At 52.6% G+C, this 22,640-nt stretch carries 22 protein-coding genes, 1 pseudogene and 1 other annotated feature; of the genes and pseudogenes, 9 read left to right on the top strand and 14 right to left on the bottom strand.

Features of this window, described 5'->3' with window-relative positions; translation table 11 throughout:
• The first annotated feature begins 976 nt into the window (after positions 1 to 976).
• From oppA to oppF, 5 genes are all read left to right on the top strand, one after another.
• Complete coding sequence (oppA, locus tag ED901_RS07790) at positions 977 to 2,617, top strand: oligopeptide ABC transporter substrate-binding protein OppA (RefSeq protein ID WP_122095517.1); 1,641 nt, start codon at positions 977 to 979, stop codon at positions 2,615 to 2,617.
• A 181-nt stretch (positions 2,618 to 2,798) separates the two neighbouring features.
• On the top strand, positions 2,799 to 3,719 hold the full coding sequence (gene oppB, locus ED901_RS07785) for an oligopeptide ABC transporter permease OppB (protein ID WP_056780787.1): 921 nt from the start codon (positions 2,799 to 2,801) through the stop codon (positions 3,717 to 3,719).
• Between the two features lie 15 nt (positions 3,720 to 3,734).
• Positions 3,735 to 4,643 carry an oligopeptide ABC transporter permease OppC gene (oppC, locus tag ED901_RS07780; RefSeq protein WP_056780783.1) on the top strand — a complete coding sequence of 303 codons (909 nt, stop codon included), beginning with the start codon at positions 3,735 to 3,737 and terminating at the stop codon, positions 4,641 to 4,643.
• An 11-nt stretch (positions 4,644 to 4,654) separates the two neighbouring features.
• Positions 4,655 to 5,677 carry an ABC transporter ATP-binding protein gene (locus ED901_RS07775; RefSeq protein WP_056780780.1) on the top strand — a complete coding sequence of 341 codons (1,023 nt, stop codon included), beginning with the start codon at positions 4,655 to 4,657 and terminating at the stop codon, positions 5,675 to 5,677.
• 29 nt (positions 5,678 to 5,706) lie between these two features.
• The gene (gene oppF, locus ED901_RS07770) at positions 5,707 to 6,711 is read left to right on the top strand and encodes a murein tripeptide/oligopeptide ABC transporter ATP binding protein OppF (RefSeq protein WP_056781023.1); all 1,005 of its coding nucleotides are present in this window, start codon (positions 5,707 to 5,709) and stop codon (positions 6,709 to 6,711) included.
• 69 nt (positions 6,712 to 6,780) lie between these two features.
• On the opposite strand, the gene ED901_RS07765 is transcribed toward oppF, so the two are convergent.
• Both ED901_RS07765 and cls read right to left on the bottom strand, forming a co-directional pair.
• Positions 6,781 to 7,104 (bottom strand): HI1450 family dsDNA-mimic protein, encoded by a 324-nt coding sequence (locus ED901_RS07765; protein ID WP_056780777.1) that lies wholly within the window; start codon positions 7,102 to 7,104, stop codon positions 6,781 to 6,783.
• Positions 7,105 to 7,184: 80 nt separating this feature from the next.
• Complete coding sequence (gene cls, locus ED901_RS07760) at positions 7,185 to 8,645, bottom strand: cardiolipin synthase (protein ID WP_056780773.1); 1,461 nt, start codon at positions 8,643 to 8,645, stop codon at positions 7,185 to 7,187.
• A 280-nt stretch (positions 8,646 to 8,925) separates the two neighbouring features.
• Here cls and ED901_RS07755 point away from each other — a divergent pair, with 280 nt between their 5' ends.
• The gene (locus tag ED901_RS07755; protein ID WP_056780770.1) at positions 8,926 to 9,108 is read left to right on the top strand and encodes a YciY family protein; all 183 of its coding nucleotides are present in this window, start codon (positions 8,926 to 8,928) and stop codon (positions 9,106 to 9,108) included.
• On the opposite strand, the gene ED901_RS25340 is transcribed toward ED901_RS07755, so the two are convergent.
• Positions 9,109 to 9,270, bottom strand: a complete 162-nt coding sequence (locus ED901_RS25340; protein ID WP_217204059.1) for a YnfU family zinc-binding protein — start codon at positions 9,268 to 9,270, stop codon at positions 9,109 to 9,111.
• 113 nt (positions 9,271 to 9,383) lie between these two features.
• Positions 9,384 to 9,680 carry a YciI family protein gene (locus tag ED901_RS07750; RefSeq protein ID WP_056780765.1) on the bottom strand — a complete coding sequence of 99 codons (297 nt, stop codon included), beginning with the start codon at positions 9,678 to 9,680 and terminating at the stop codon, positions 9,384 to 9,386.
• Between the two features lie 213 nt (positions 9,681 to 9,893).
• Between ED901_RS07750 and ED901_RS07745 the strand changes: the two genes are divergently transcribed.
• Positions 9,894 to 10,625, top strand: coding sequence for an energy transducer TonB (locus ED901_RS07745; protein ID WP_122095516.1), 732 nt, complete (start codon positions 9,894 to 9,896; stop codon positions 10,623 to 10,625).
• Positions 10,626 to 10,707: 82 nt separating this feature from the next.
• Here ED901_RS07745 and yciA read toward each other — a convergent pair whose 3' ends face one another.
• The 4 genes from yciA to ED901_RS07725 all read right to left on the bottom strand — a co-directional run bounded on the left by yciA (position 10,708) and on the right by ED901_RS07725 (position 13,101).
• Positions 10,708 to 11,148, bottom strand: a complete 441-nt coding sequence (gene yciA / locus ED901_RS07740; RefSeq protein ID WP_056780758.1) for an acyl-CoA thioester hydrolase YciA — start codon at positions 11,146 to 11,148, stop codon at positions 10,708 to 10,710.
• Between the two features lie 74 nt (positions 11,149 to 11,222).
• Positions 11,223 to 11,762 carry a septation protein A gene (locus ED901_RS07735; protein WP_056780754.1) on the bottom strand — a complete coding sequence of 180 codons (540 nt, stop codon included), beginning with the start codon at positions 11,760 to 11,762 and terminating at the stop codon, positions 11,223 to 11,225.
• Positions 11,763 to 11,861: 99 nt separating this feature from the next.
• Positions 11,862 to 12,614, bottom strand: a complete 753-nt coding sequence (locus ED901_RS07730) for a YciC family protein (RefSeq protein ID WP_056780752.1) — start codon at positions 12,612 to 12,614, stop codon at positions 11,862 to 11,864.
• A gap of 121 nt (positions 12,615 to 12,735) precedes the next feature.
• Positions 12,736 to 13,101 carry a YkgJ family cysteine cluster protein gene (locus ED901_RS07725; RefSeq protein WP_056780749.1) on the bottom strand — a complete coding sequence of 122 codons (366 nt, stop codon included), beginning with the start codon at positions 13,099 to 13,101 and terminating at the stop codon, positions 12,736 to 12,738.
• A gap of 291 nt (positions 13,102 to 13,392) precedes the next feature.
• Between ED901_RS07725 and ompW the strand changes: the two genes are divergently transcribed.
• On the top strand, positions 13,393 to 14,025 hold the full coding sequence (gene ompW, locus ED901_RS07720) for an outer membrane protein OmpW (RefSeq protein WP_122095515.1): 633 nt from the start codon (positions 13,393 to 13,395) through the stop codon (positions 14,023 to 14,025).
• A 67-nt stretch (positions 14,026 to 14,092) separates the two neighbouring features.
• On the opposite strand, the gene ED901_RS07715 is transcribed toward ompW, so the two are convergent.
• The 6 genes and pseudogenes from ED901_RS07715 to ED901_RS07685 all read right to left on the bottom strand — a co-directional run bounded on the left by ED901_RS07715 (position 14,093) and on the right by ED901_RS07685 (position 21,226).
• Entirely contained in the window at positions 14,093 to 14,407 is a 315-nt protein-coding gene (locus ED901_RS07715; RefSeq protein WP_056780743.1) for a BON domain-containing protein, read from the bottom strand.
• A gap of 242 nt (positions 14,408 to 14,649) precedes the next feature.
• The gene (gene trpA, locus ED901_RS07710; protein ID WP_122095514.1) at positions 14,650 to 15,456 is read right to left on the bottom strand and encodes a tryptophan synthase subunit alpha; all 807 of its coding nucleotides are present in this window, start codon (positions 15,454 to 15,456) and stop codon (positions 14,650 to 14,652) included.
• Positions 15,456 to 16,649 (bottom strand): tryptophan synthase subunit beta, encoded by a 1,194-nt coding sequence (gene trpB / locus ED901_RS07705; protein ID WP_183848127.1) that lies wholly within the window; start codon positions 16,647 to 16,649, stop codon positions 15,456 to 15,458. The genes trpA and trpB overlap by 1 nt, the downstream gene beginning before the upstream one ends.
• A gap of 41 nt (positions 16,650 to 16,690) precedes the next feature.
• A complete protein-coding gene (gene trpCF / locus ED901_RS07700; protein WP_122095513.1) occupies positions 16,691 to 18,055 on the bottom strand; it encodes a bifunctional indole-3-glycerol-phosphate synthase TrpC/phosphoribosylanthranilate isomerase TrpF in 1,365 nt (454 codons plus the stop codon).
• A 3-nt stretch (positions 18,056 to 18,058) separates the two neighbouring features.
• Positions 18,059 to 19,662: pseudogene (trpD, locus tag ED901_RS25335) on the bottom strand (bifunctional anthranilate synthase glutamate amidotransferase component TrpG/anthranilate phosphoribosyltransferase TrpD).
• 1 nt (position 19,663) lies between these two features.
• Positions 19,664 to 21,226 carry an anthranilate synthase component 1 gene (locus ED901_RS07685; RefSeq protein WP_122095511.1) on the bottom strand — a complete coding sequence of 521 codons (1,563 nt, stop codon included), beginning with the start codon at positions 21,224 to 21,226 and terminating at the stop codon, positions 19,664 to 19,666.
• A gap of 42 nt (positions 21,227 to 21,268) precedes the next feature.
• Positions 21,269 to 21,371, bottom strand: a sequence feature (Trp leader region).
• Positions 21,372 to 21,699: 328 nt separating this feature from the next.
• On the opposite strand from ED901_RS07685, the gene ED901_RS07675 reads away from it, so the two are divergent.
• Positions 21,700 to 22,623 (top strand): PHP domain-containing protein, encoded by a 924-nt coding sequence (locus tag ED901_RS07675; RefSeq protein ID WP_122095510.1) that lies wholly within the window; start codon positions 21,700 to 21,702, stop codon positions 22,621 to 22,623.
• Positions 22,624 to 22,640: the final 17 nt, after the last annotated feature.

Here is a 22,640-nt window from a genome sequence, read left to right as displayed (position 1 = left end):
AGCTATTTTTTTGCTAAAACCCCTCCTTTACTGCCCGTATTGCCGTTAATTTATCCACATCATTCTGTAAGGCTTGTGCAGGCCGTATCGAGATGTTATTAGTGTTAACACAGCAGTTAACAGGGCTTTATCCTTGAAATCGTCAGAATGTTAACTGATTGTGTCAGTCGAGTTCTTGAGCAACCTCGCAGGAGATTTCGGACCTGTAAATTGCATTTAAGATGAGTTTAAACAGCAAGTTACCTGCTGTTTCACGGTGTAGGTATCTTGGGCGCTCAAAAGCTTAGTAACGTATAAAAGAGAATTGCGTAACAAATTTGCAAAATTAATTGGCGCCGGTATCGGGGTTCTGATAATTTTCAAATCGTCTTAACAAATGGAAAATTGTGTAGAGTCATGCTCTAAGTGAGAACGAATCTTGCAAGGCACAGAAAGATTGAAGCAATTTCATTTGTTTTTGGAGAGCAAAGTGTCGCAATACGTACCGCAAAATTATCCTCAGTCGTTTTCTTTTCGCAGGAACACGATCTTTGCGTTACCGCCATTACACAGCTCTGAGTTGAATCTTCCCGCTCAGCAAAACAAATCTTCAGTTCTTCTTCTTAATTGATTTCTGACGTTTGATGACGGCGGAAATGCTTTCACCTTTACCGGTGACAGCCAAAAAATTTTATTTAAAGCCATTAGGAATATCAGTATGCGACTGCCTGGTGTACCTCCGGAATGAATGCCGGTGATAAACGGGGTAAGTCAAATGGAGGAGATCTTCCTTAACGATCTCTGAAACCGCATGGCGCTTAACAGCCTGACGTTTCACTTGCTTCACGCAGTAATAGGGGAAGCCATCCGCGGATGGTTACTGAATGGGGGCCTTTCTTGAGCAATTCGTTCCTGCTTGTGAAACCCGTAGACGCAGTAAGGGTTTATCTTGCGCCAGAGTGTGCAAGTTCATAATAAAAATTGGAGTTGAATGACAATGACCAACATCACAAAAAAAAATCTGCTGGCTGCCTGCATCATGGCTGCGGTTGGCGCCATTTCCATTAATACCGCCTTTGCAGCCACCGTGCCTGCAGGCGTGACCCTGTCAGACAAGCAAGAGCTGGTACGTAACAACGGTTCAGAAGTACAGTCCCTTGATCCGCATAAAGTGGAAGGCGTACCTGAATCCAACGTGATCCGTGATCTGATGGAAGGCCTGGTCAATACCGACAGCAAAGACGGCAGTGTGATCCCTGGTGTTGCCACCAGCTGGGATAATAAAGATTTCAAAGTCTGGACCTTCCACCTGCGTCCGGAAGCAAAATGGTCAAATGGCGATCCTGTGACTGCTCAGGATTTCGTATACAGCTGGCAGCGCCTGGCTGACCCAAAAACCGCCTCTCCTTATGAAAGCTACCTGCAATACGGCCACATCGAAAACATCGATGACATCATCAGTGGTAAAAAAAGCCCTGATACGCTGGGTGTGAAAGCGATTGATGACCATACTCTGCAAGTGACCCTGACTGAGCCAGTACCGTATTTTGTCAAAATGCTGTCTCACACCGCGATGAAGCCGGTGAACAAAAGTGTTGTTGAGAAATTTGGCGACAAATGGACTCAACCAGAAAACTACGTCAGCAATGGCGCATACAAACTGAAAGCATGGACCGTCAACGAACGTATCGTGCTCGAACGTAGCCCGACTTACTGGGACAACGCCAAAACCGTGATTAACCAGGTTACCTATCTGCCAATTTCTTCAGAAGTGACAGACGTTAACCGCTACCGCAGTGGCGAAATCGACATGACTTACAACAACATGCCGATTGAACTGTTCCAGAAGCTGAAAAAAGAAATCCCTACCGAAGTTCATGTTGACCCGTACCTGTGTACTTACTACTACGAAATCAACAACCAGAAAGCACCATTCACTGATTCACGCGTTCGTGAAGCACTGAAACTGGGCCTGGATCGCGACATCATCGTGAACAAGGTGAAAGCGCAGGGCGACCTGCCAGCCTACAGCTACACTCCTCCTTACACAGACGGCGCGAAACTGACGCCTCCGGCCTGGTTCAAAGAGACTCAGGATCAGCGCAACACCGAAGCGAAAAAACTGCTGGCTGAAGCGGGTTACACACCGGCTAAACCTCTGACCTTCGAACTGCTGTACAACACCTCTGACCTGCATAAAAAACTGGCGATCGCCGCAGCGGCTATCTGGAAGAAAAACCTGGGCGTTGACGTGAAACTTGTTAACCAGGAGTGGAAAACCTTCCTGGACAGCCGTCATCAGGGCAACTTCGATGTGGCGCGTGCCGGCTGGTGCTCTGACTACAACGAACCTTCTTCTTTCCTGAACACCATGCTGTCTGACAGCAGCAACAACACCTCTCACTATAAGAGCGCAGCGTTTGATAAAGCGATTGCTGACACTCTGACTGCGAAGACGGATGACGAGCGTGCTGATCTGTATCAGAAAGCTGAAACTCAGCTGGATAAAGATTCCGTTATCGTGCCTGTTTATTACTACGTGAACGCGCGTCTGGTGAAACCTTACGTTGGCGGTTACACCGGTAAAGATCCACAGGACAACGTCTACGTGAAAGATCTGTACATCATCAAACACTAATCAGTGAAAATAACAGGGCATCCCCGAGCTGCCCTGTTTTTTATTTGATGTAAGTAATGTTCTTAGCGCTGACGTTCAGTGCCAAAGCAAAGAGCCACCACGATGACCCACACACGCGGGGCATCGTGACCAAGCCAAAACTATCAAGCTGTAGTGACAGGCTTAGAAACAGGTACGGGCAATGTTAAAGTTTATTTTACGCCGCTGTCTGGAAGCGATTCCGACGCTATTCATTTTGATCACAATTTCGTTTTTTATGATGCGTCTCGCCCCCGGTAGCCCTTTTACGGGTGAGCGTAATCTTCCGCCAGAAGTTATGGCCAACATTGAGGCGAAATATCACCTCAATGATCCAATCTATAAGCAGTATTTCAATTATTTAGAACAACTGGCGAAAGGTGACTTTGGCCCGTCGTTCAAATACAAGGATTACACCGTCAATGATCTGGTCGCGGCTTCTTTCCCGGTTTCGGCGAAATTAGGCCTGGCGGCATTCATTATGGCGATTGTGTTTGGTGTGACGGCGGGCGTTATTGCTGCGCTGAATCAAAACACCAAGTGGGACTATACGGTGATGGGGGTCGCCATGACCGGGGTGGTTATCCCCAGTTTCGTGGTCGCGCCATTACTGGTGCTGATATTTGCCATCACGCTGAAATGGCTGCCGGGCGGCGGCTGGAACGGCGGTGGGGTGAAATACATGATCCTGCCGATGGTCGCCTTGTCACTGGCCTATATCGCCAGTATCGCGCGTATCACCCGTGGTTCGATGATCGAAATTCTGCACTCCAACTTTATCCGTACAGCCCGCGCCAAAGGCTTGCCGTTGCATCGCATTATTTTGCGCCATGCACTGAAACCTGCGCTGCTGCCGGTGCTGTCCTACATGGGGCCAGCATTCGTTGGGATCATCACCGGTTCGATGGTTATCGAGAGCATTTTCGGATTGCCGGGCATCGGCCAGTTGTTTGTTAACGGCGCTTTAAACCGTGACTACTCACTGGTATTGAGCCTGACTATTTTAGTGGGCGCATTGACCATTTTATTCAATGCGATCGTTGACGTGCTGTACGCCGTCATCGACCCGAAAATCCGTTATTAATGCCGGAGTACGTCAATGATGTTAAGTAAGAAAAACAGCGACGTTGTCGAGAACTTCAGCGAAAAACTGGAAGTTGAAGGCCGCAGCTTGTGGCAGGACGCACGTCGTCGCTTTATGCATAACCGCGCAGCGGTAACCAGTCTGATCGTTCTGGCCTTTATTGCGCTGTTCGTGGCATTTGCCCCGTTGCTGTCGCAGTTTGCCTACGATGATACTGACTGGAACATGATGTCAGCCGCGCCTGATATGGCTTCTCACCACTTTTTCGGTACTGACTCATCAGGCCGTGACTTACTGGTGCGTGTGGCGATCGGTGGGCGAATCTCCCTGATGGTCGGCGTTGCTGCTGCACTGGTGGCGGTGATCCTCGGGACTCTCTACGGGTCTTTGTCCGGCTACCTGGGCGGCAAAATTGACTCCGCTATGATGCGTTTGCTGGAAATCCTCAACTCCTTCCCGTTCATGTTCTTCGTTATCCTGCTGGTGACCTTCTTCGGGCAAAATATCCTGCTGATATTCGTTGCGATCGGCATGGTGTCGTGGCTGGACATGGCGCGTATCGTGCGTGGTCAGACCCTCAGCCTGAAACGTAAAGAATTCATCGAAGCGGCGCTGGTCAGTGGTGTGAGTACGAGAAATATCGTATTGCGTCACATTGTTCCTAACGTACTGGGTGTCGTCGTGGTCTATGCGTCGCTGCTGGTGCCAAGCATGATCCTGTTCGAATCCTTCCTGAGCTTCTTGGGTCTGGGTACGCAGGAGCCGCTGAGCAGTTGGGGCGCGTTACTGAGTGACGGTGCCAACTCGATGGAAGTTTCACCTTGGTTACTGCTGTTCCCGGCAGGCTTCCTGGTTGTAACTCTGTTTTGTTTCAATTTTATCGGCGATGGCCTGCGTGATGCCCTCGACCCGAAAGATCGTTAAGGAGTGCAATCATGAGCACCATTGAACAAATTCAGGCGAATGCCGCGTCATCGCACGCTGCGAACGGGCAGACGCTGCTTGATGTTAAAGACCTGCGCGTCACGTTCGAAACTCCGGACGGTGATGTGACTGCGGTTAACGATCTTAACTTTGATCTGCGCGCTGGCGAAACCCTGGGGATCGTTGGCGAATCCGGCTCCGGTAAATCTCAGACTGCGTTTGCGCTGATGGGGTTGCTGGCGAGCAACGGTCGCATTGAAGGCTCGGCTAAATTCAACGGCCGCGAAATTCTCAATCTGCCGCAAAAAGAGCTGAACAAGCTGCGCGCCGAACAGATTTCGATGATTTTTCAGGATCCGATGACCTCACTGAACCCTTACATGCGTGTGGGTGAGCAGCTGATGGAAGTGCTGATACTGCACAAAAATCTCAGCAAACGTGAGGCTTTCGAAGAATCTGTGCGCATGCTGGACGCGGTGAAAATGCCGGAAGCCCGCAAGCGTATGAAGATGTTCCCGCACGAGTTTTCCGGCGGCATGCGTCAGCGTGTGATGATTGCGATGGCGCTGTTGTGCCGTCCGAAGCTGCTGATTGCTGACGAACCGACCACGGCCCTCGACGTGACTGTTCAGGCTCAGATCATGACGCTGCTGAATGAGCTGAAAGCCGAGTTCAATACGGCGATTATCATGATCACCCACGATCTGGGCGTTGTTGCCGGTATCTGTGACAAAGTGCTGGTCATGTACGCAGGACGTACCATGGAATATGGTCGCGCCCGCGACGTTTTCTACGAGCCTTGCCACCCGTATTCCATTGGTTTGCTGAATGCCGTTCCGCGTCTTGATGCGGAAGGTGGCGCGATGATGACCATTCCGGGTAACCCGCCGAACTTGCTGCGCCTGCCTAAAGGCTGTCCGTTCCAGCCACGTTGTCCGCACTCGATGGATATTTGTGCCACTGCGCCTCCACTTGAGCGTTTCGGTGATGGTCGTTTGCGTGCGTGCTACAAGCCGCTGGAGGAACTGGTATGACAGACAATACAATCATGGACAGCGCGGCAATGAACACCCATGCGCCGGAGAAAAAAGTCCTGCTCGAAGTGGCCGATCTCAAAGTCCATTTCGACATCAAAGATGGTAAACAGTGGTTCTGGCAGCCTTCGAAAACCCTGAAAGCGGTCGATGGCGTGACGCTGCGTCTGTATGAAGGGGAAACGCTGGGCGTCGTGGGGGAGTCCGGTTGTGGCAAATCCACCTTTGCCCGTGCGCTGATCGGCTTGGTAAAAGCGACCGATGGCCGTGTGGCGTGGCTTGGCAAAGACCTGCTGAATATGTCTGATAACGAGTGGCGTAAAACCCGCAGTGACATTCAGATGATTTTCCAGGATCCGCTGGCGTCATTGAATCCACGTATGACCATCGGGGAGATTATCGCCGAACCGCTGAAAACCTATAACCCGAATATGCCTCGTTTAGAGGTGAAAGAGAAAGTGAAGGCGATGATGCTGAAGGTCGGGCTGTTGCCTAACCTGATCAACCGCTATCCGCATGAATTCTCCGGCGGTCAGTGTCAGCGTATCGGTATTGCACGCGCACTGATCCTTGAGCCGAAACTGATTATCTGTGACGAACCGGTTTCCGCTCTCGACGTTTCTATTCAGGCGCAGGTGGTTAACCTGCTGCAACAGTTGCAGCGCGAAATGGGGTTATCCCTGATCTTCATCGCGCACGATCTGGCCGTGGTGAAACATATCTCCGACCGTGTTCTGGTCATGTATCTGGGCCACGCTGTTGAGCTGGGGACCTATGATGAGGTGTACAACAATCCTCAGCATCCGTACACCCGCGCGCTGATGTCAGCGGTGCCGGTTCCCGATCCGGATAAAGAGCGCAACAAAGTCATTCAGTTGCTGGAAGGGGAATTGCCTTCGCCGATCAACCCGCCGTCAGGCTGCGTTTTCCGCACACGCTGTCCGATTGCCGGTCCGGAATGTGCGATCACCCGTCCGTTGCTTGAAGGCAGTTTCCGCCATGCGGTTTCCTGCCTGAAAGTCGACCCGCTCTGATAAATCGCTCAGACGCAAAGCATAAAAAAACCTGCCGGTGGCAGGTTTTTTTTCATGCAGCTTTTAAGATTACTCTTTCCAGAGAATATGGCAGAGCTTGTGATCTTTCTCGCGGCACAGCAGTACGCGGGCAAAAATATCATTGATCGGCTGGTCTTCAGCATCAGCCAGACCAATCACCACTTCGGCGAAGAAGTCTGGATTCAGATCGAAATCGACGTGATCCACCCAGTCTTCTGCCGGATCGTACAACTCAGCGCCGCCGCGTTCTTCAAATTGCAGATTGAAGATCAGGATATCTGCGGGGTCGAGGTTATCTCCGGCCAGTTCCAGAAAGATATCATAGGCTTGCTCAAGCGTTTCGTCTTCGGTCAGGCGATTATTCAGGTCCATAGCGTTCTCATTTACAAAAAGTGTATTCAGGCATCAAAAAAGCCGGTACTGCGTCTATTACACCACGCCCAATCCGGCATTTACAGCAGCGGACTGAAAAAGTAGAACAAACGCTCGACGATACGGTGCCAGAAAGGCCGTTTGAGCCAGGCTTCGACATCCAGCAGGTGCGAACGGGCAATATAATCGTCCTGAACACGGCCAAGATCATCACCAAATCCGGCGTCATCTATCACCAGCGTTATCTCGAAATTCAGCCACAGGCTGCGCATATCCAGATTCACTGTACCGACCAGACTCAACTGCCCATCGACAAGAATACTTTTGGTATGCAGCAGACCGTCTTCGAACTGGTAAATTTTGACACCGGCTTCCAGTAATTCTCCGAAGAACGCTTTGCTCGCCCAATCCACCATCATTGAATCGTTTTTCATCGGCAGAATGATACTGACGTCCACCCCGCGCTGGGCGGCGGTACAAATCGCATGCAGCAGATCATCGCTTGGCACCAGATACGGTGTGGTCATCACCAGTTGTTCGCGAGCGGAATAGGTCGCGGTCAGCAACGCCTGGTGGATCATATCTTCCGGGAAACCCGGCCCGGAGGCGATAACCTGAATAGTATGGCCACTTTCCTGCTCGAACGGCATCTGGTTGAGATCTGGTTCGGGCGGCAGAATGCGTTTACCGGTTTCAATCTCCCAGTCACAGGAGTAGACGATGCCCATGGTGGTGGCGACCGGGCCTTCCATGCGCGCCATCAGATCAACCCACTGGCCGACACCGGCATCCTGTTTGAAGAAGCGGGGATCGACCATGTTCATGCTGCCGGTGTAAGCCACATAGTTATCGATCAGCACTACTTTGCGGTGCTGACGCAAATCCATACGGCGCAGGAATACACGGAAAAGATTAACCTGCAACGCTTCGACCACTTCGATACCGGCATTACGCATCATTGCCGGATACGGGCTGCGGAAGAAGGCCACGCTGCCCGCAGAGTCCAGCATCAGGCGGCAATGAATACCGCGACGAGAAGCCGCCATCAGCGATTCTGCGACCTGATCCACCAGTCCGCCGGGCTGCCAGATATAGAAAACCATCTCAATATTGCTGCGTGCCAGTTCAATGTCGCGCATCATCGCCTTGAGGACGTCATCGCTGGTGGTCAGCAGTTGCAGCTGATTCCCTTTGACACCCGCAATGCCCTGACGACGCTCGCACAGCTGGAATAATGACGCGGCGATTTCGCTGTTTTCGGTCGCGAAAATTCGCTGGCACTCTTTCAAATCGTTCAGCCAGCGAGCCGTGGAAGGCCACATCGCTTTCGCCCGCTCGGCGCGACGTTTGCCCAGATGCAATTCACCAAACGACAGATAAGCAATAATTCCGACCAGAGGAATGATGTAAATGATCAGCAGCCACGCCATGGCAGAAGGCACCGCGCGGCGTTTCATTAAAATACGTAACGTCACGCCGGCTATCAGTAACCAGTAACCAAAAACCAGAAATCCGCTGATTACCGTATAAAAAGTTGTCATAAAGACGAAAAATCCTGTTCGAAAGCCATGGGCATAAGTGTACGTGTTTGGGGAGTTCTTTTAACCAACTTTTTCCCACCAATCAATCAGCTACCTCTTAAAGCAACCCGGTGATTAGAAAATCATCAGGGTGCTGACTTCAAGGTTAGCTGATTACGGTCAACAAGGTGAGAAACAAGACTTGGATAACACGATCATCGGCCTATAATGTCCCGGCTAAATTCTTCCGTTCTTATTCTTTCATGATTGAACAGTGACGGCCACCACGGGACACAGGTGTATGAAACGCAGTAAAAATGAAGTCGGTCGCTGGCGCATGTTACGCCAGACTCAGCGCCGGAGAAGCCGCTGGCTGGAAGGTCAGTCGAGACGCTATCGTCACATCTACCGTATTCGTCAAATCCACCATCAACAACATCAACGCCTGTCATTGTATGCCGTGAACTACGAATGGGGTTCATGATTAGCGGGATTTAGGCTGAAAAAGCGCGCCACATTTTTTACAGACCAGCGTGGAGTTTTTGCGAACTTTGGTGCTGATTTGTTCAGCAACATAACCGCATTCCGGGCAGGTAACCTTCGTGGTTTTACTGGTTAGAAACTTCAGTCCGTCGAAGAATGACATAATGCTTACCTCATGGGCAGGGGTGTACATCCTAACACAGAAGCCATGAAAGCATTGTGACGGGTTTCGGGGTTATTGCGTCACGAGGGTCGCGTTCGTGACGCTCACCGGCCTTAGAAAACGCGTTTGAACGGTTTTACTGTGACGGATTTATACACGCCAGCCGCGACATACGGATCGGCATCTGCCCAGACCTTTGCCTCTTCCAGCGTTTCAAACTCAATCACTACCAGCGAGCCGGTCATGCCAGCGGTACCCGGATCTTCGCTGTCAATGGCCGGTGTCGGGCCAGCAATCACTACGCGTCCCTGGTCATGTAATGCTTTCAGACGTTCAATGTGTGCAGGGCGGGCCGCTGCGCGTTTTTCCAGTGAATCGGAAACATCTTCAGAATAGATAACGTAAAGCATGAGCCACCTTTAATTTGATTTTAATAAGCATTCTGTCCGGGTTCAGTGCGGGCAGAGTGATGTGCAGAATTAACATAGCTAAACCTGAAGCCGGATGAAAGTGCTTTGCGCGGGATCAAGGCAGAGGTTATTTGAGAATAGTTGTCATCTCGGTGTTGAATATGATTGCTATTTACATTTAAACTTGCGGCTTCACGGGGAAAAAGAATCATTATGCCGCTAAAAAAGTTTAGGTTTATTCGCAAGGTTTCTTTGCCGGTGGCACTTTCCGTCGGCTTACATGCTGCAGTTATTGCCGCTGTGCTTTATGTCACGGTGAGCGACGCACTCAAGCTGCCAGTGCAGGAACAGAAAGTCATGAGTGTGACGATGGTCAATCCTGCTGACTTTGCGCCACCACCGCCGCCGCCTCAGGCAGAACCGACACCGCCGGAACCTGAGCCAGAGCCGGAGGTGGTTCCAGAGCCACCGCCGCCGCCGGAAGCCGTGGTGATCCCGGAACCCCCAAAACCTAAGCCGAAACCGGTTAAAAAACCGGTGGTGAAGCCGAAGGTAAAACCCGTTGAGCGTCCGGTAGAAAAGCCGACACAAACGGTTCAGACGGCACCGGTGACCAGCAATCAGCCCGTGACCAAACCGGCCAACCAGCCGCCAGCGTCAAGTAACACGCAAAGTTCCAGCGGTCCGCGTCCTCTTGAACGTGGCAAACCGTTCTATCCGGCGCGTGCTTTAGCGTTGCGCATCGATGGCCGTGTCCGCGTGCAGTTTGATGTAGACAGTGACGGTCGCGTGGAGAATGTGCGTATTCTCTCAGCGGAACCTCGCAATATGTTTGAACGCGAAGTGAAGCAGGCGATGCGTAAGTGGCGCTATGAACCGAAGGCTGCCAGTAATCTGGTGGTTAATCTGGTATTCAAAGTGGAAGGGGGTTCGTCCGTCGAATAAGCCACGCTTTTCCGTAACGCATAAAAAAGGTCGCCCTTTAACAGGCGACCTTTTTTTGTTTCTAAAGCATAACGGCGTTTTATTAATCCTGTGACACACCATCAGAATCAACGCTGAAATTACTGCGACCGTCTGGCAACTGGCGCGATTTGCCTTCTTCATCCACGGCAACATATGTGAAGACCGCTTCAGTGGCTCTGTAACGCTGCCCGATGGGCTCGGAGGAGACTTTCTTAACCCAGACTTCCACATTGATGGTGATGGAGCTGTTGCCGGTACGGATGCAGCGTGCGTAGCAACATACAACATCTCCCACGGCGACAGGTTTGAGGAACGTCATGCCGTCCACCCGCACTGTCACCACGCGACCTTTGGCGATCTCCTTGGCCTGAATCGCACCCCCCATATCCATCTGCGACATTAACCAGCCGCCAAATATATCGCCATTCGCATTGGTATCCGCGGGCATTGCCAGCGTACGCAGCACCATTTCACCATTAGGTAAGCTATGTTTTTCGTTCATAGAGAGTGGCTTCACACAGTTCAATGACTTCAAAAATTAAGGCCTTTCAGAGAAAGGCCCAGACAGGAGAACACTTATTTTTTTTCTTCATCCGGCATATGCCGGTAAATATACACCCCGCTCAGCAGGGTAAATACCAGCGTCAGGACCGTCAGGCCGAACACTTTAAAGTTAACCCAGATATTTTGCGGTAACCAGAATGCGACGTAAATATTCGCCAGACCGCAGAGCAGGAAAAAGATCGCCCAGCTGACATTCAGTTTATTCCACACGTGATCGGGTAATGTCAGTTCTTTGCCCAGCATTCGCTGAATCAGGGGTTTTTTCAGCACCAGCTGGCTTATCAGCAGTGCGCCGGAGAACAGCACGTAAATCACGGTCACTTTCCATTTAATGAATTCATCATTATGGAAAACCAGCGTCAGGGTGCCGAACACAGCAACCATGGCAAAGGTGATTAATGTCATTTTTTCAATTTTACGGTACACCACCCAGGTGATGACCAGCGCCAGCGCCGTGGCAGCGATTAACGCGCCTGATGCGACGAAAATGTCGTAAAGCTTATAAACCACAAAAAAGACAATCAGGGGAAGAAAATCGAGGAGCTGCTTCATACTTCATTCCATGTTTTATGTATGGGATGACTATACCGGAATCATTTCGCGGACAAAAGAAAAGGGCGCCTGAGCGCCCTTTAAAAAGAGTTGTAAATATTACACGCGTAATTTTGTGTAAAGACGGAACAGATAAATCAGCAATAAGGCAGAAACCAGATTGCTCAGCGCGCTCAGGATCACCGCGGCGACGTCAGGAGACAGCATCGCCAGGCGGCTCACCACCAGCAACAGCACCATTTTTGCTGCCAGCCAGAACATGATCGCCGGAACCACTAAACGCAGGTTCGCGAACGCCAGTTTGCTGCTCACTTTTACGGATTTAAACACGCCGAGTTTTTCATTAACGCACAGCACCGGAGACAGGGACGTCGCCACCGCCAGCACAATGCCCGGAACGACGAACAATGTCAGACCCAGTTGCACCAGCAGCGTACAAATCAGCATCAGACCGAACAGGCGAGGCATAATCGGTGCCGCAGCGCCAAGTGCCCGTAGCGCGCTGGTCCGCATTCCGCCGGAAACCTGCTGAAGCAGAACTAACATTCCGCCAACCAGTAACACATTGCCGATCAGCGCAGAAAAAGTGGCCGCCGCAGAAACCTGAAGCAACACTTTCTGCTGGTCAGGCGACATGCTTTGAACCAGCTCCTGAATACTCATGCCGGTGTTACTCAGCAAATCGTCGCTGCCTGCACTGAGCACGCTTAGCTGGTCGCTGCCAGGCATGAAAATCTGGTTCAAGATGACGGTAATTAATGCGGTCAGCACGCAGAGCAGCAAAATGCTACCCAACTGATTACGCATAAAATTAAAACTGTCACGGTACAACGTACTGGCCGTGATAGGCATGAACGCTCCTTGGCAAAAAGCAAAAAACAATAAGACGGCGATTGTAACCTTTAAATGGTTATCGCCGATAGTTTTGCGCTGACTTCCTGTCATTTTGCATGATGATTTGCTGCCTGAAGCCTCAGCTAACAAAATCAGGTAACGGTAAATTCACTTCCAGCGGGGGCAGGCCGTAATGCGCACGGGCGCGGTCACAGGCAGAGTTACTCACGTCATTCAAACCCGACTGATCGAATTCGCGGCAGGGTGAGGGGCGGTTAAGGTAAATGGAACAGGAAACAGACTGACCCACTTCACCTTCCAGAGCGATACAGCGCGGTGACTTACTGCCAGTGCCCTGCATACAACTCAAAAAGGGAGTGACTTGCTCTGTCAGCGCCTGCGGAACCTGTCCGCCTGCCTCTTCAGATTCAGCCCAATAAAAGGATACCCGGAAATACGCACAGCATGCGCCACAGGTCATACAGGGATTGTTCATTTCGCTCATTTTGGAAAGCGGCCGACTCCTTTACGGCACCAAACCAAAATCCACAGAACTGTCCAAACTACGCAGTGCCTTTTTTTTAAGCAACAGAAATTCGCTGCATTTGTGAACTCAACAAATTCCCTCGTTTTTGATGTAGATCAATTCCTTTGTTTTTATAGATTTAGATCGGTTTGCGAAAGATGCAATTTGTGAAAATTTGTTTTAAAGATGTGATCCCGCGTAGATCAAACCATGCCACAGAGTGGGTATCATTTGCGCGGCGAATACTAATCCATACAAAGGGAAGGGATAATGAAAGCAGCATATTGGGCACTCGTCGCGGCAGCGGCACTTCCGGCAGTGGCGAACGCACATCAGGCAGGGGATGTGATTTTTCGCGTAGGAACAGCCACGGTTCGTCCGACCGAAGGATCAGACAATGTACTTGGACTGGGTTCTTTTGATATCAATAACAATACGCAGATGGGCATGACACTCGGCTATATGTTTACCGATAACATCGGCGTCGAGTTACTGGCCGCCACGCCGTTTCAGCATAAAGTCGGGCTGAAAAGCACCGGCACCATCGCGGAAGTAAAACAGTTGCCGCCGTCGCTGATGGCGCAGTACTACTTCGGAGATAAGCTGGATAAACTGCGTCCGTACCTCGGTGTGGGTATCAACTACACCACCTTTTACGACACAAATTTCAACCAGACTGGCCGCGATGCGGGATTGTCAGATCTGAGCGTAAAAGACTCCTGGGGCGTGGCTACGCAGGCCGGTCTTGACTACAACCTCGATGAGAACTGGCTGATCAACATGTCTGTCTGGTGGATGGATATTGATACGGAAGTGAAATTCAAAGCCGGTGGCGAGCAGCAAAACATCAACACCCGGATTGACCCGTGGGTCTTTATGTTTGGCGTCGGCTACCGTTTCTGATCGACGATTCAGGCATAAAAAAGAGGCGCTCAGGCGCCTCTTTCACGTTTATTTCCGGCAAGCCTGATTACTTCAGACGCATGTCGTTCTCAATTGAACGAACACCGGCCACGCCGCGCGTCACTTCTACCGCACGGTTAGCATCAGCAGTTGACGTCACAAAGCCACTCAGCTGTACGCGACCTTTAAAGGTTTCGACGCTGATTTCACGCGATGCGATAGTTTTATCTGCCAGCAAGGCTGATTTCACTTTCGTCGTCACCACGGTGTCATCGATATACCCGCCGGTTCCTTCTGATTTTTTTGTTGGCGCACAGGCGGCAACGGCCATTACCACAACGGCTGCCATGCAGAACGCAGACAAGGTCTTGAATAGCTTCATAAATAACTCTCCATGCTTTGTTATAAAACCAAAAGAAACGATCAGTACACATAAGGCCTGAACTCACGCAAGCGATGCGGTCAGAGCCCGTATAATCATAGGCTTGGTGAGTGATTTTAGTTTGGTTTATTCATGGGGTTTATACAAATAAATAGGCAACTATTTAAGTGCAGAAAAATCGCAAAGAGGTGAAAAGAGACAGAACGCGAGTGTTTTAACCTCTCACGTTCTGTTTATATCGGTTATGCGCGGGTGGCGGCTTTCATTTCACTGACGAAACGGGAAAGCTGAGCCAGCATTTCGGAAGGCTGGTGCAGATTGTTTTCGATAATACGCACGGTCGCAGAACCGGAAATAGCCCCTGCTGCGCCTGCGGCCAGGGTTTCTTTGACCTGCGCAGGTTCGGAAATACCGAAGCCCTGCAGAGGTGGCGCGGCGTTATATTCACGCAACTTATCGACCAGATGATTCAGAGGCGTCAGCGCACGCTTTTCAGTGCCGGTCACGCCAGCGCGTGACAGCAAATACGTGTAGCCGCGGCCGTGCGAGGCGATCTCGCGCAGCAAATCGTCTGACGCATTAGGCGGACAGATAAAGATGGGGGCGATACCGTGGCGCAGCGCGGCTGCACGGAATGGCGCAGACTCTTCGAACGGCACATCAGCCACCAGCACAGAATCGACGCCCACTTCAGCGCAACGCTGATAGAAGGTTTCAATGCCGTTATGGAAAACCAGATTAGCGTACATCAGCAGGCCAATGGGGATGTCCGGATGTTTTTCGCGAATGCGCGCCAGCATATTGAAGCACTGCGTCGGCGACACACCGGCAGCAAAGGCACGCAGGTTAGCATTCTGGATAACAGGGCCGTCGGCCAGCGGATCGGAGAACGGGATGCCCAGTTCCAGCGCATCGGCACCGGCTTCAATCAGCGTATCAATAATTGACAGTGACAGCTCAACGCCCGGGTCACCAAGCGTAACGAAAGGAACAAACGCGCCTTCTTTTTTGCTTTCCAGACGCGCGAATAATTGCTGATAACGTTCCATTAAATTTCTCCCCGGGCAGTCAGGATGTCATGTACGGTGAAAATATCTTTGTCACCGCGACCCGACAGATTCACCACCAGAATTTGTTCTTTCTCCGGTGTTTCTTTGATCATTTTCAGTGCGTGTGCCAGCGCATGTGAGGATTCCAGTGCCGGAATAATCCCTTCATGGCGGGACAAAGCTTTAAAGGCTTCCAGCGCTTCGTCATCGGTGATCGAGACATATTCCGCACGGCCAATGCTGTTGAGATGCGCATGCTGCGGGCCGACGGACGGGAAATCCAGACCGGCGGAGATAGAATAAGATTCTTCGATCTGGCCTTCTGACGTCTGCATCATGGGCGCTTTCATACCAAAATAAATACCCACGTGGCCGTGTTTCAGCGGCGCGCCGTGCTGCCCGGTTTCAATGCCCAGGCCGCCCGGTTCAACGCCAATCAGCTTCACGCTGGTGTCGTCGATGAAATCAGCAAACATCCCGATGGCATTGGAACCACCGCCGACACAGGCGATCACCGCATCCGGCAGGCAGCCTTCGCGTTCCTGCATTTGCGCTTTGGTTTCTTCGCCGATCATGCGCTGGAATTCACGCACGATAGTCGGATACGGATGCGGACCTGCCGCGGTGCCGAGCATATAGTGGGCGGTTTCATAGCTGCCAGACCAGTCGCGCAGCGCCTCGTTACAGGCATCTTTCAGCGTGGAGGAGCCGCTGTGCACCGGGATCACTTCCGCACCCATCAGACGCATACGGAACACGTTCGGGGACTGACGCTCGATGTCTTTGGCGCCCATATAAATGCGGCATTTCAGGCCGAGCAGGGCACAGGCCAGTGCTGACGCCACGCCATGCTGACCGGCGCCGGTTTCAGCAATGATCTCCGTTTTGCCCATACGTTTCGCCAGCAATGCCTGACCCAACACCTGGTTCGTTTTGTGCGCACCGCCGTGCAGTAAATCTTCGCGCTTGAGGTACAGCTTGGTTTTAGTGCCAGCTGTCAGGTTTTTACACAGCGTCAGCGCCGTCGGGCGGCCTGCGTAGTTTTTCAGTAAATCAATGAATTCAGCCTGAAACTCAGGGTCGCGCTGTGCGCTGACAAAAGCTTCTTCCAGCTGCGCCAGCGCAGGCATCAGAATTTGCGGCACATACTGGCCGCCAAATTCGCCAAAGTAGGGATTAAGTAAAGTCATGATATTCCGTCCTGTCTGTCAATTTTTGCGTCATTGCGTGCGGCTTAGTACGCCCGCAATGTCTGGAATACGGCGGTGATTTTTTCGGCATCTTTGATGCCCGGCTCGCTTTCAACACCGGAATTGAAATCCAGCCCCGCGCAACCGAGCTGCGCGGCTTCGACGCAGTTATCTGCGCTCAGACCACCGGCAAGCAGCACGTTGCTCAGATCCTGACCGGCCAGCTTGCTCCAGTCGAAACGATAACCGGTGCCGCCTTTGCCGTTGTCCAGCACGTAGCGGTCAACATTATTCAGGTCGCGTGACGGGATGCTGTCTTTAACGCTCAGCGCTTTCCAGATCTGAATATTGTCTGGCAGCGCCGCACGCAGTTCATCGATGTACGTCTGGCTTTCCTCGCCGTGAAGCTGCACGGCGGCCAGGTTCAGTGTCTGAGCCGTTTCAGCCACGTTGCTGACCGGTTCATCACGGAATACGCCGACATATTTCAGCGGTGCGCCGTTCTGCACTTCTTTCGCCAGTGTATGTGTCACAAAACGCGGTGACCCTTCGACGAAAATCAACCCGCCGTAAATGGCACCGGCTTCATGCGCGGTCCGGGCGTCCTGAGCTCGGGTCAGCCCGCAGACTTTATTATCGCCCAGCAGCACACGGCGTACCGCGCTGTTCAGGTTCTGTTCAGACATCAGCGCGCTGCCAATCAGGAAACCATTGGCGAAGCGGCTCAGCTCACGAATTTGCCCGTAGGTGTTGATCCCCGATTCGCTGATGACGGTGACACCGTGCGGTACACGCGGGGCCAGCTCGCGGGTGCGGTTGAGATCGATAGACAAATCGCGCAGATCACGGTTATTGATGCCGACCACTTTGGCTTTCAGTTGCACCGCGCGATCCAGTTCTTCTTCATTACTGGCTTCCGTCAGCACGCCCATATTCAGGCTGTGGGCGACGGCGGCAAGTTGAACGTACTGATCATCATCCAGAACTGACAGCATCAGCAGAATCGCATCGGCCTGATAGAAACGGGCCAGATGGATCTGATACGGGTCGATAATGAAATCTTTGCACAGCACCGGCTGCGTGGCGGTTTTGCTGACCAGAGGCAGGAAATCAAAACTGCCCTGGAAGTATTTTTCGTCGGTTAATACGGAAATAGCGGAGGCGTAGTCTTTATACACGCTGGCGATTTCTACCGGATCAAAGTTTTCGCGGATCTTCCCTTTCGACGGAGAGGCTTGTTTGCACTCCAGAATAAAGGCCGTTCTTGCGCCTTGCAGGGCATGGTAGAAACTGCGCTGGCTCTGAGTTATTTCATTTTGAAAGCTGGCCAGCGGTTGTTGTTCTTTACGCGCCGCGACCCAAATTTCTTTGTCGCGAACAATCTTGTGGAGCACGGTTTCCTGCTGCATCACTTATCCTCTTGCTGCCAATGCCAACACGCGCTGGTAGGGTTCACCACTGCGCATGACGGCCAATGCCTGTTGTGCGTTTTGTTTTAAATCTTCCTGACCGAAAAGGCGCAGCAGCATCGCCACATTGACGGCTACCGCGGCTTCATGGGCCGGATCACCTTTACCTTGTAATAAGCGTGCCAGAATGTCACGGTTTTCTTCCGGTTCGCCGCCGAGCAGGGATTCAATAGGGTAATTGTCCAGACCGAAGTCCTGCGGCGTGACCTCGTAGGTGGTAATTTTGCCGTCTTTCAGCTCGGCCACCTGCGTGGCTGCGTGGATCGCGACTTCATCCATGCCTGCGCCGTGAACCACCGCCGCTCGCTCGTAACCCAGTGCCCGCAGCGTTTCCGCAATCGGCAACACCAGTTCCGGGCTGTATACGCCTATCAGCGCCAGCGGCGGACGTGCCGGGTTAATCAGCGGGCCGAGCACGTTAAACAGGGTGCGGGTTTTCAGTGATTTGCGCACCGGCATCGCATGGCGAAAACCGGTGTGATACTGCGGCGCAAACAGAAAACACACATTCAGGTCATCAAGCGCCGCGCGGGATCCTTCCGCCGGCATATCCAGACGAATACCAAACGCGGCCAGTAAATCCGATGAACCGGAACGACTGGATACGCTGCGGTTACCGTGTTTCGCCACACGCGCACCGCAGGCAGCAGCCACAAAGGCGCTGGCGGTAGAAATGTTGATGCTGTTCGTGCCATCGCCGCCGGTGCCGACGATATCCGCGAACGGATAATCCGGGCGCGGGAACGGCTCGGCGTGCGCCAGCAGCGCCTTTGCCGCACCGGCGATCTCAGCCGGTTGCTCGCCGCGCACTTTCATACTGATTAAGGCTGCCGCTAACTGAGCCGGTTCCAGTTCGCCATTGACGATGGCGGTAAATAACTGCTGGCTTTCTTCCTGCGTCATCGGCTGTGCGCGATACAGATTCTCCAGAATGCCGGGAATAGTTTGCGTTTGCATGATCGCTCTCCTTACGCCAAAGCCCAGGCCAGTGTCTGCTCAAGCAGACGGGCGCCCTGTGAAGTTAAAATGGATTCCGGATGGAACTGGAAACCGCATACGCGATCTTTTTCATGACGCACCGCCATCACCATGTCGCCGTAGCGTGCGTTAACGGTCAGCCCGTCGGGGATCTGGCTGCCGACCAGCGAGTGGTAACGCGCCACCGGCAGAGGGTTGTTCATTCCGGCAAACATGCCTTCATTATCATGCGTAATCGAAGACGCTTTGCCGTGCAGAATTTCACCTGCCTGGCCGACAAAACCCCCGTAGGTTTCCACAATCGCCTGATGACCAAGGCAGATGCCGATAATCGGCAACTGACCGCGCAGACGTTTGAGCAATTCAGGCATGCAACCGGCTTCTGACGGGGTGCCCGGTCCCGGAGAGAGCACCAGCACCGGTTTTTCCAGCTGGCTGAGTTTTTCGATAATCACGTCAGCCGGGATCTGATTGCGGTAAATCACCACGTTGTGACCGCTTGAACGCAACTGATCGACCAGGTTGTAAGTAAAGGAATCGACGTTATCGATGAGTAAGATATCGGCCATCTTAAAATACCTCTTTCGCATTGTGGGCAGTGGCGATGGCGCGCAGTACAGCACGGGCTTTATTACGGGTTTCGTCGGCTTCGGCCTGCGGTACGGAATCCAGTACCACGCCGCCGCCAGCCTGCACGGTGGCGATGCCGTCTTCAACGTAAGCAGAGCGGATGACGATACAGGTATCCAGATCGCCGTGGGCGGTGAAGTAACCCACCGCGCCGCCATAGCTGCCGCGACGGGTTTGTTCGGAAGCCGAAATCAGCTGCATAGCACGCACTTTCGGCGCACCGGTCAGCGTGCCCATATTCATTACCGCCTGATAGGCGTGCAGTACGTCAAGATCATGACGCAGCGTGCCGACCACACGGGACACCAGATGCATCACGAAAGAGTAACGGTCCACTTTGGTCAGGTCGGCGACATAACGGCTGCCCGGCTCGCAGATACGTGCCAGATCGTTACGCGCCAAATCCACCAGCATCAGATGCTCGGCCAGCTCTTTGTGATCGGTACGCATCTCCAGTTCGATGCGGCTGTCAAGATCCAGATCCAGCGAACCGTCGGCACGGCGGCCGCGCGGACGGGTCCCGGCAATCGGGTAAATTTCAATCTGGCGGTTAGTGGCGTCATATTTCAGCGCGCTTTCCGGGGAGGCGCCAAACAGCGTGAAATCGTTATCCTGCATAAAGAACATGTACGGGCTAGGGTTGTTATTTTTCAGCGTTTCATACGCGGCCAGCGGAGCAGGGCAAGGCAGGGAGAAGCGGCGCGAAGGCACCACCTGGAAAATCTCACCGGCGCGGATGGCCACTTTCATTTTCTCAACCACAGCACCGAACTCTTCATCACTCTGGTTCACGCTCAGCTGCATTTCCGGCACGTTCTGCTGCGGGATGGCGTGCGGTGGCTGTTGCAACTGATGTTGCAGTTGTTCGAGGCGGGCATGCAGACGCTGTTTCTCATCAGCCGACGGCGTGAACAGGCTGGCCTGCAAACGACAGGTGCGGTTCTGGTGATCGAGCACCAGCAGCGTTTCAGAAAGATAGAAACAGAAATCGGGGCAACGCTGGTCGGAGGTTAATGCAGGTAAATCTTCAAAACCGGCGACCAGATCATAAGCAAACAGCCCGCCGAGGAACATCGCCTCACGCTCCTCTGCCGGAGATTCAACGCAGGTCAGAATGCTGCGTAACGCGTCGAACACTGAACGGGAACGCAAACGTGCATCTTCATCCTGCATCTGATCGATACCAGGGAACGTCAGTTCGCGGCCATTCGGGCGGACGTCATTGCGAATTTCAGCAGGCAGCGCGGCATCAATCAGCGGCAGTAAAGAGGCACCGTTCGGCGTCAGGGCCTGAATGGACACCTGCAAACCCAGCGCGGTGATCCGCAGGGCGCTGTCAACAATCAGCAGGCTCTTCAGGTTTTCTTTACTGGTCACTTCGGAGGACTCAAGCAGCAGGGTCGCAGGACGCGCGCCGCACAGCTGATGAAAAATGGCCGTCGGGTCGCCGCGATAACATCCCTGCGCGGTCAGCAATTCTAAACGAGGTGTTGGAGTTGTCATTTTGCTTCCTGAATTTTTATCAACGTTTTCAAATAAACGGCCATAAAAAAGCCCGCATTAAGCGGGCTTCGGAAATCTTGCAGCGTCTGATGACAGCTATGCGTGATTACTCCGCCCGACAAGGGGAAGTACGCCACCAGCTGAGAACCGCCATCATGTGAATTTTCATCATCAGACACTCTTGTTAGTTTATGAAAGCTATGGTTTTAAAAAACTAAGCTTTCTGAATCGGTTTGTCACGACGTTCTTCAGCGAACTGCCTCGTGAACTTGCGTACTAGTAAACTAGTTCACGGATATAAAGTCAACCCTCTTTTCAGCGGATTTCACAACTTTAGTGCGCTCAGATGTTATCGCACCGTTACAGTGCGTAACGGCGAGGTGAAAACATCGGCAAGATAGCCCTAACGTGAGGCGGCCTAACGCGTTATGATATGAACTGCATTCAGAAAAGGTTAAATCCCCGACGTGACGATGACTTTACCCACAACAGTTTCACCCCCGAAAGACGACCAGAACCTCAGCACGGCCTTCACGCTTTACGATCTCCACAGCCATACCACGGCGTCGGACGGCTATTTAACGCCTGAAGCACTGGTCGCGCGGGCGGTTGAAATGCGCGTCGGCGTACTGGCGATCACCGATCACGACAGTACCGAAGGGCTGGCGCGTGCGGCGCAGGCGATTGCGCAGCAGCAATTGCCGCTGGTGCTGATTAATGGCGTTGAGATTTCCACTTTGTGGGAAAACCATGAGATCCACATTGTCGGGCTGGGCATTGATCCGCAGCATCCGGCGATGAGGAGTTTGCTTAGTGCGCAGGCCGGTTTGCGTCAGCAACGCGCGCAGGAAATGGGCAACCGGTTGGCGAAAGCACGCATTGACGGTGCCTGGGAAGGCGCGCTGCGTCTGGCCAACGGCGGAGCCGTCACCCGTGCGCATTTCGCCCGCTATCTGGTGGAATTCGGCGCGGCGGATAACATCGCGCAGGTGTTCAAAAAATTCCTCGCCAAAGGCAAGACCGGCTACGTTCCGCCACAGTGGTGTACAATAGAACAAGCGATTGATGCGATTCATCAGTCAGGCGGGCAGGCCGTCGTCGCCCATCCGGGGCGATATGATCTTTCGACCAAGTGGCTGAAACGCTTACTGGCGTATTTTGCTGAGCAGGGCGGTGATGCGATGGAAGTCGCCCAGTGTCAGCAGGCACCGAATGAGCGTGCGCAGCTGGCAGCCTACGCCCGTGATTATCAGTTACTGGCCTCGCAGGGTTCTGATTTCCATCAGCCCTGTTCGTGGATTGAGCTTGGCCGCAAACTTTGGCTTCCCGCAGGCGTTGAACCGGTATGGCAACACTGGCCGCTTGCGATGACACAGCCTGAAATTGAACCGGTCTGATGCCTGACCGGAAAAGA

Source organism: Rahnella sp. Larv3_ips, assembly GCF_003697865.1.
Classification (GTDB): domain Bacteria; phylum Pseudomonadota; class Gammaproteobacteria; order Enterobacterales; family Enterobacteriaceae; genus Rahnella; species Rahnella rivi.
Note: the sequence above shows the minus strand (reverse complement) of the source record. Positions and strands in the feature narration are given on the sequence as shown.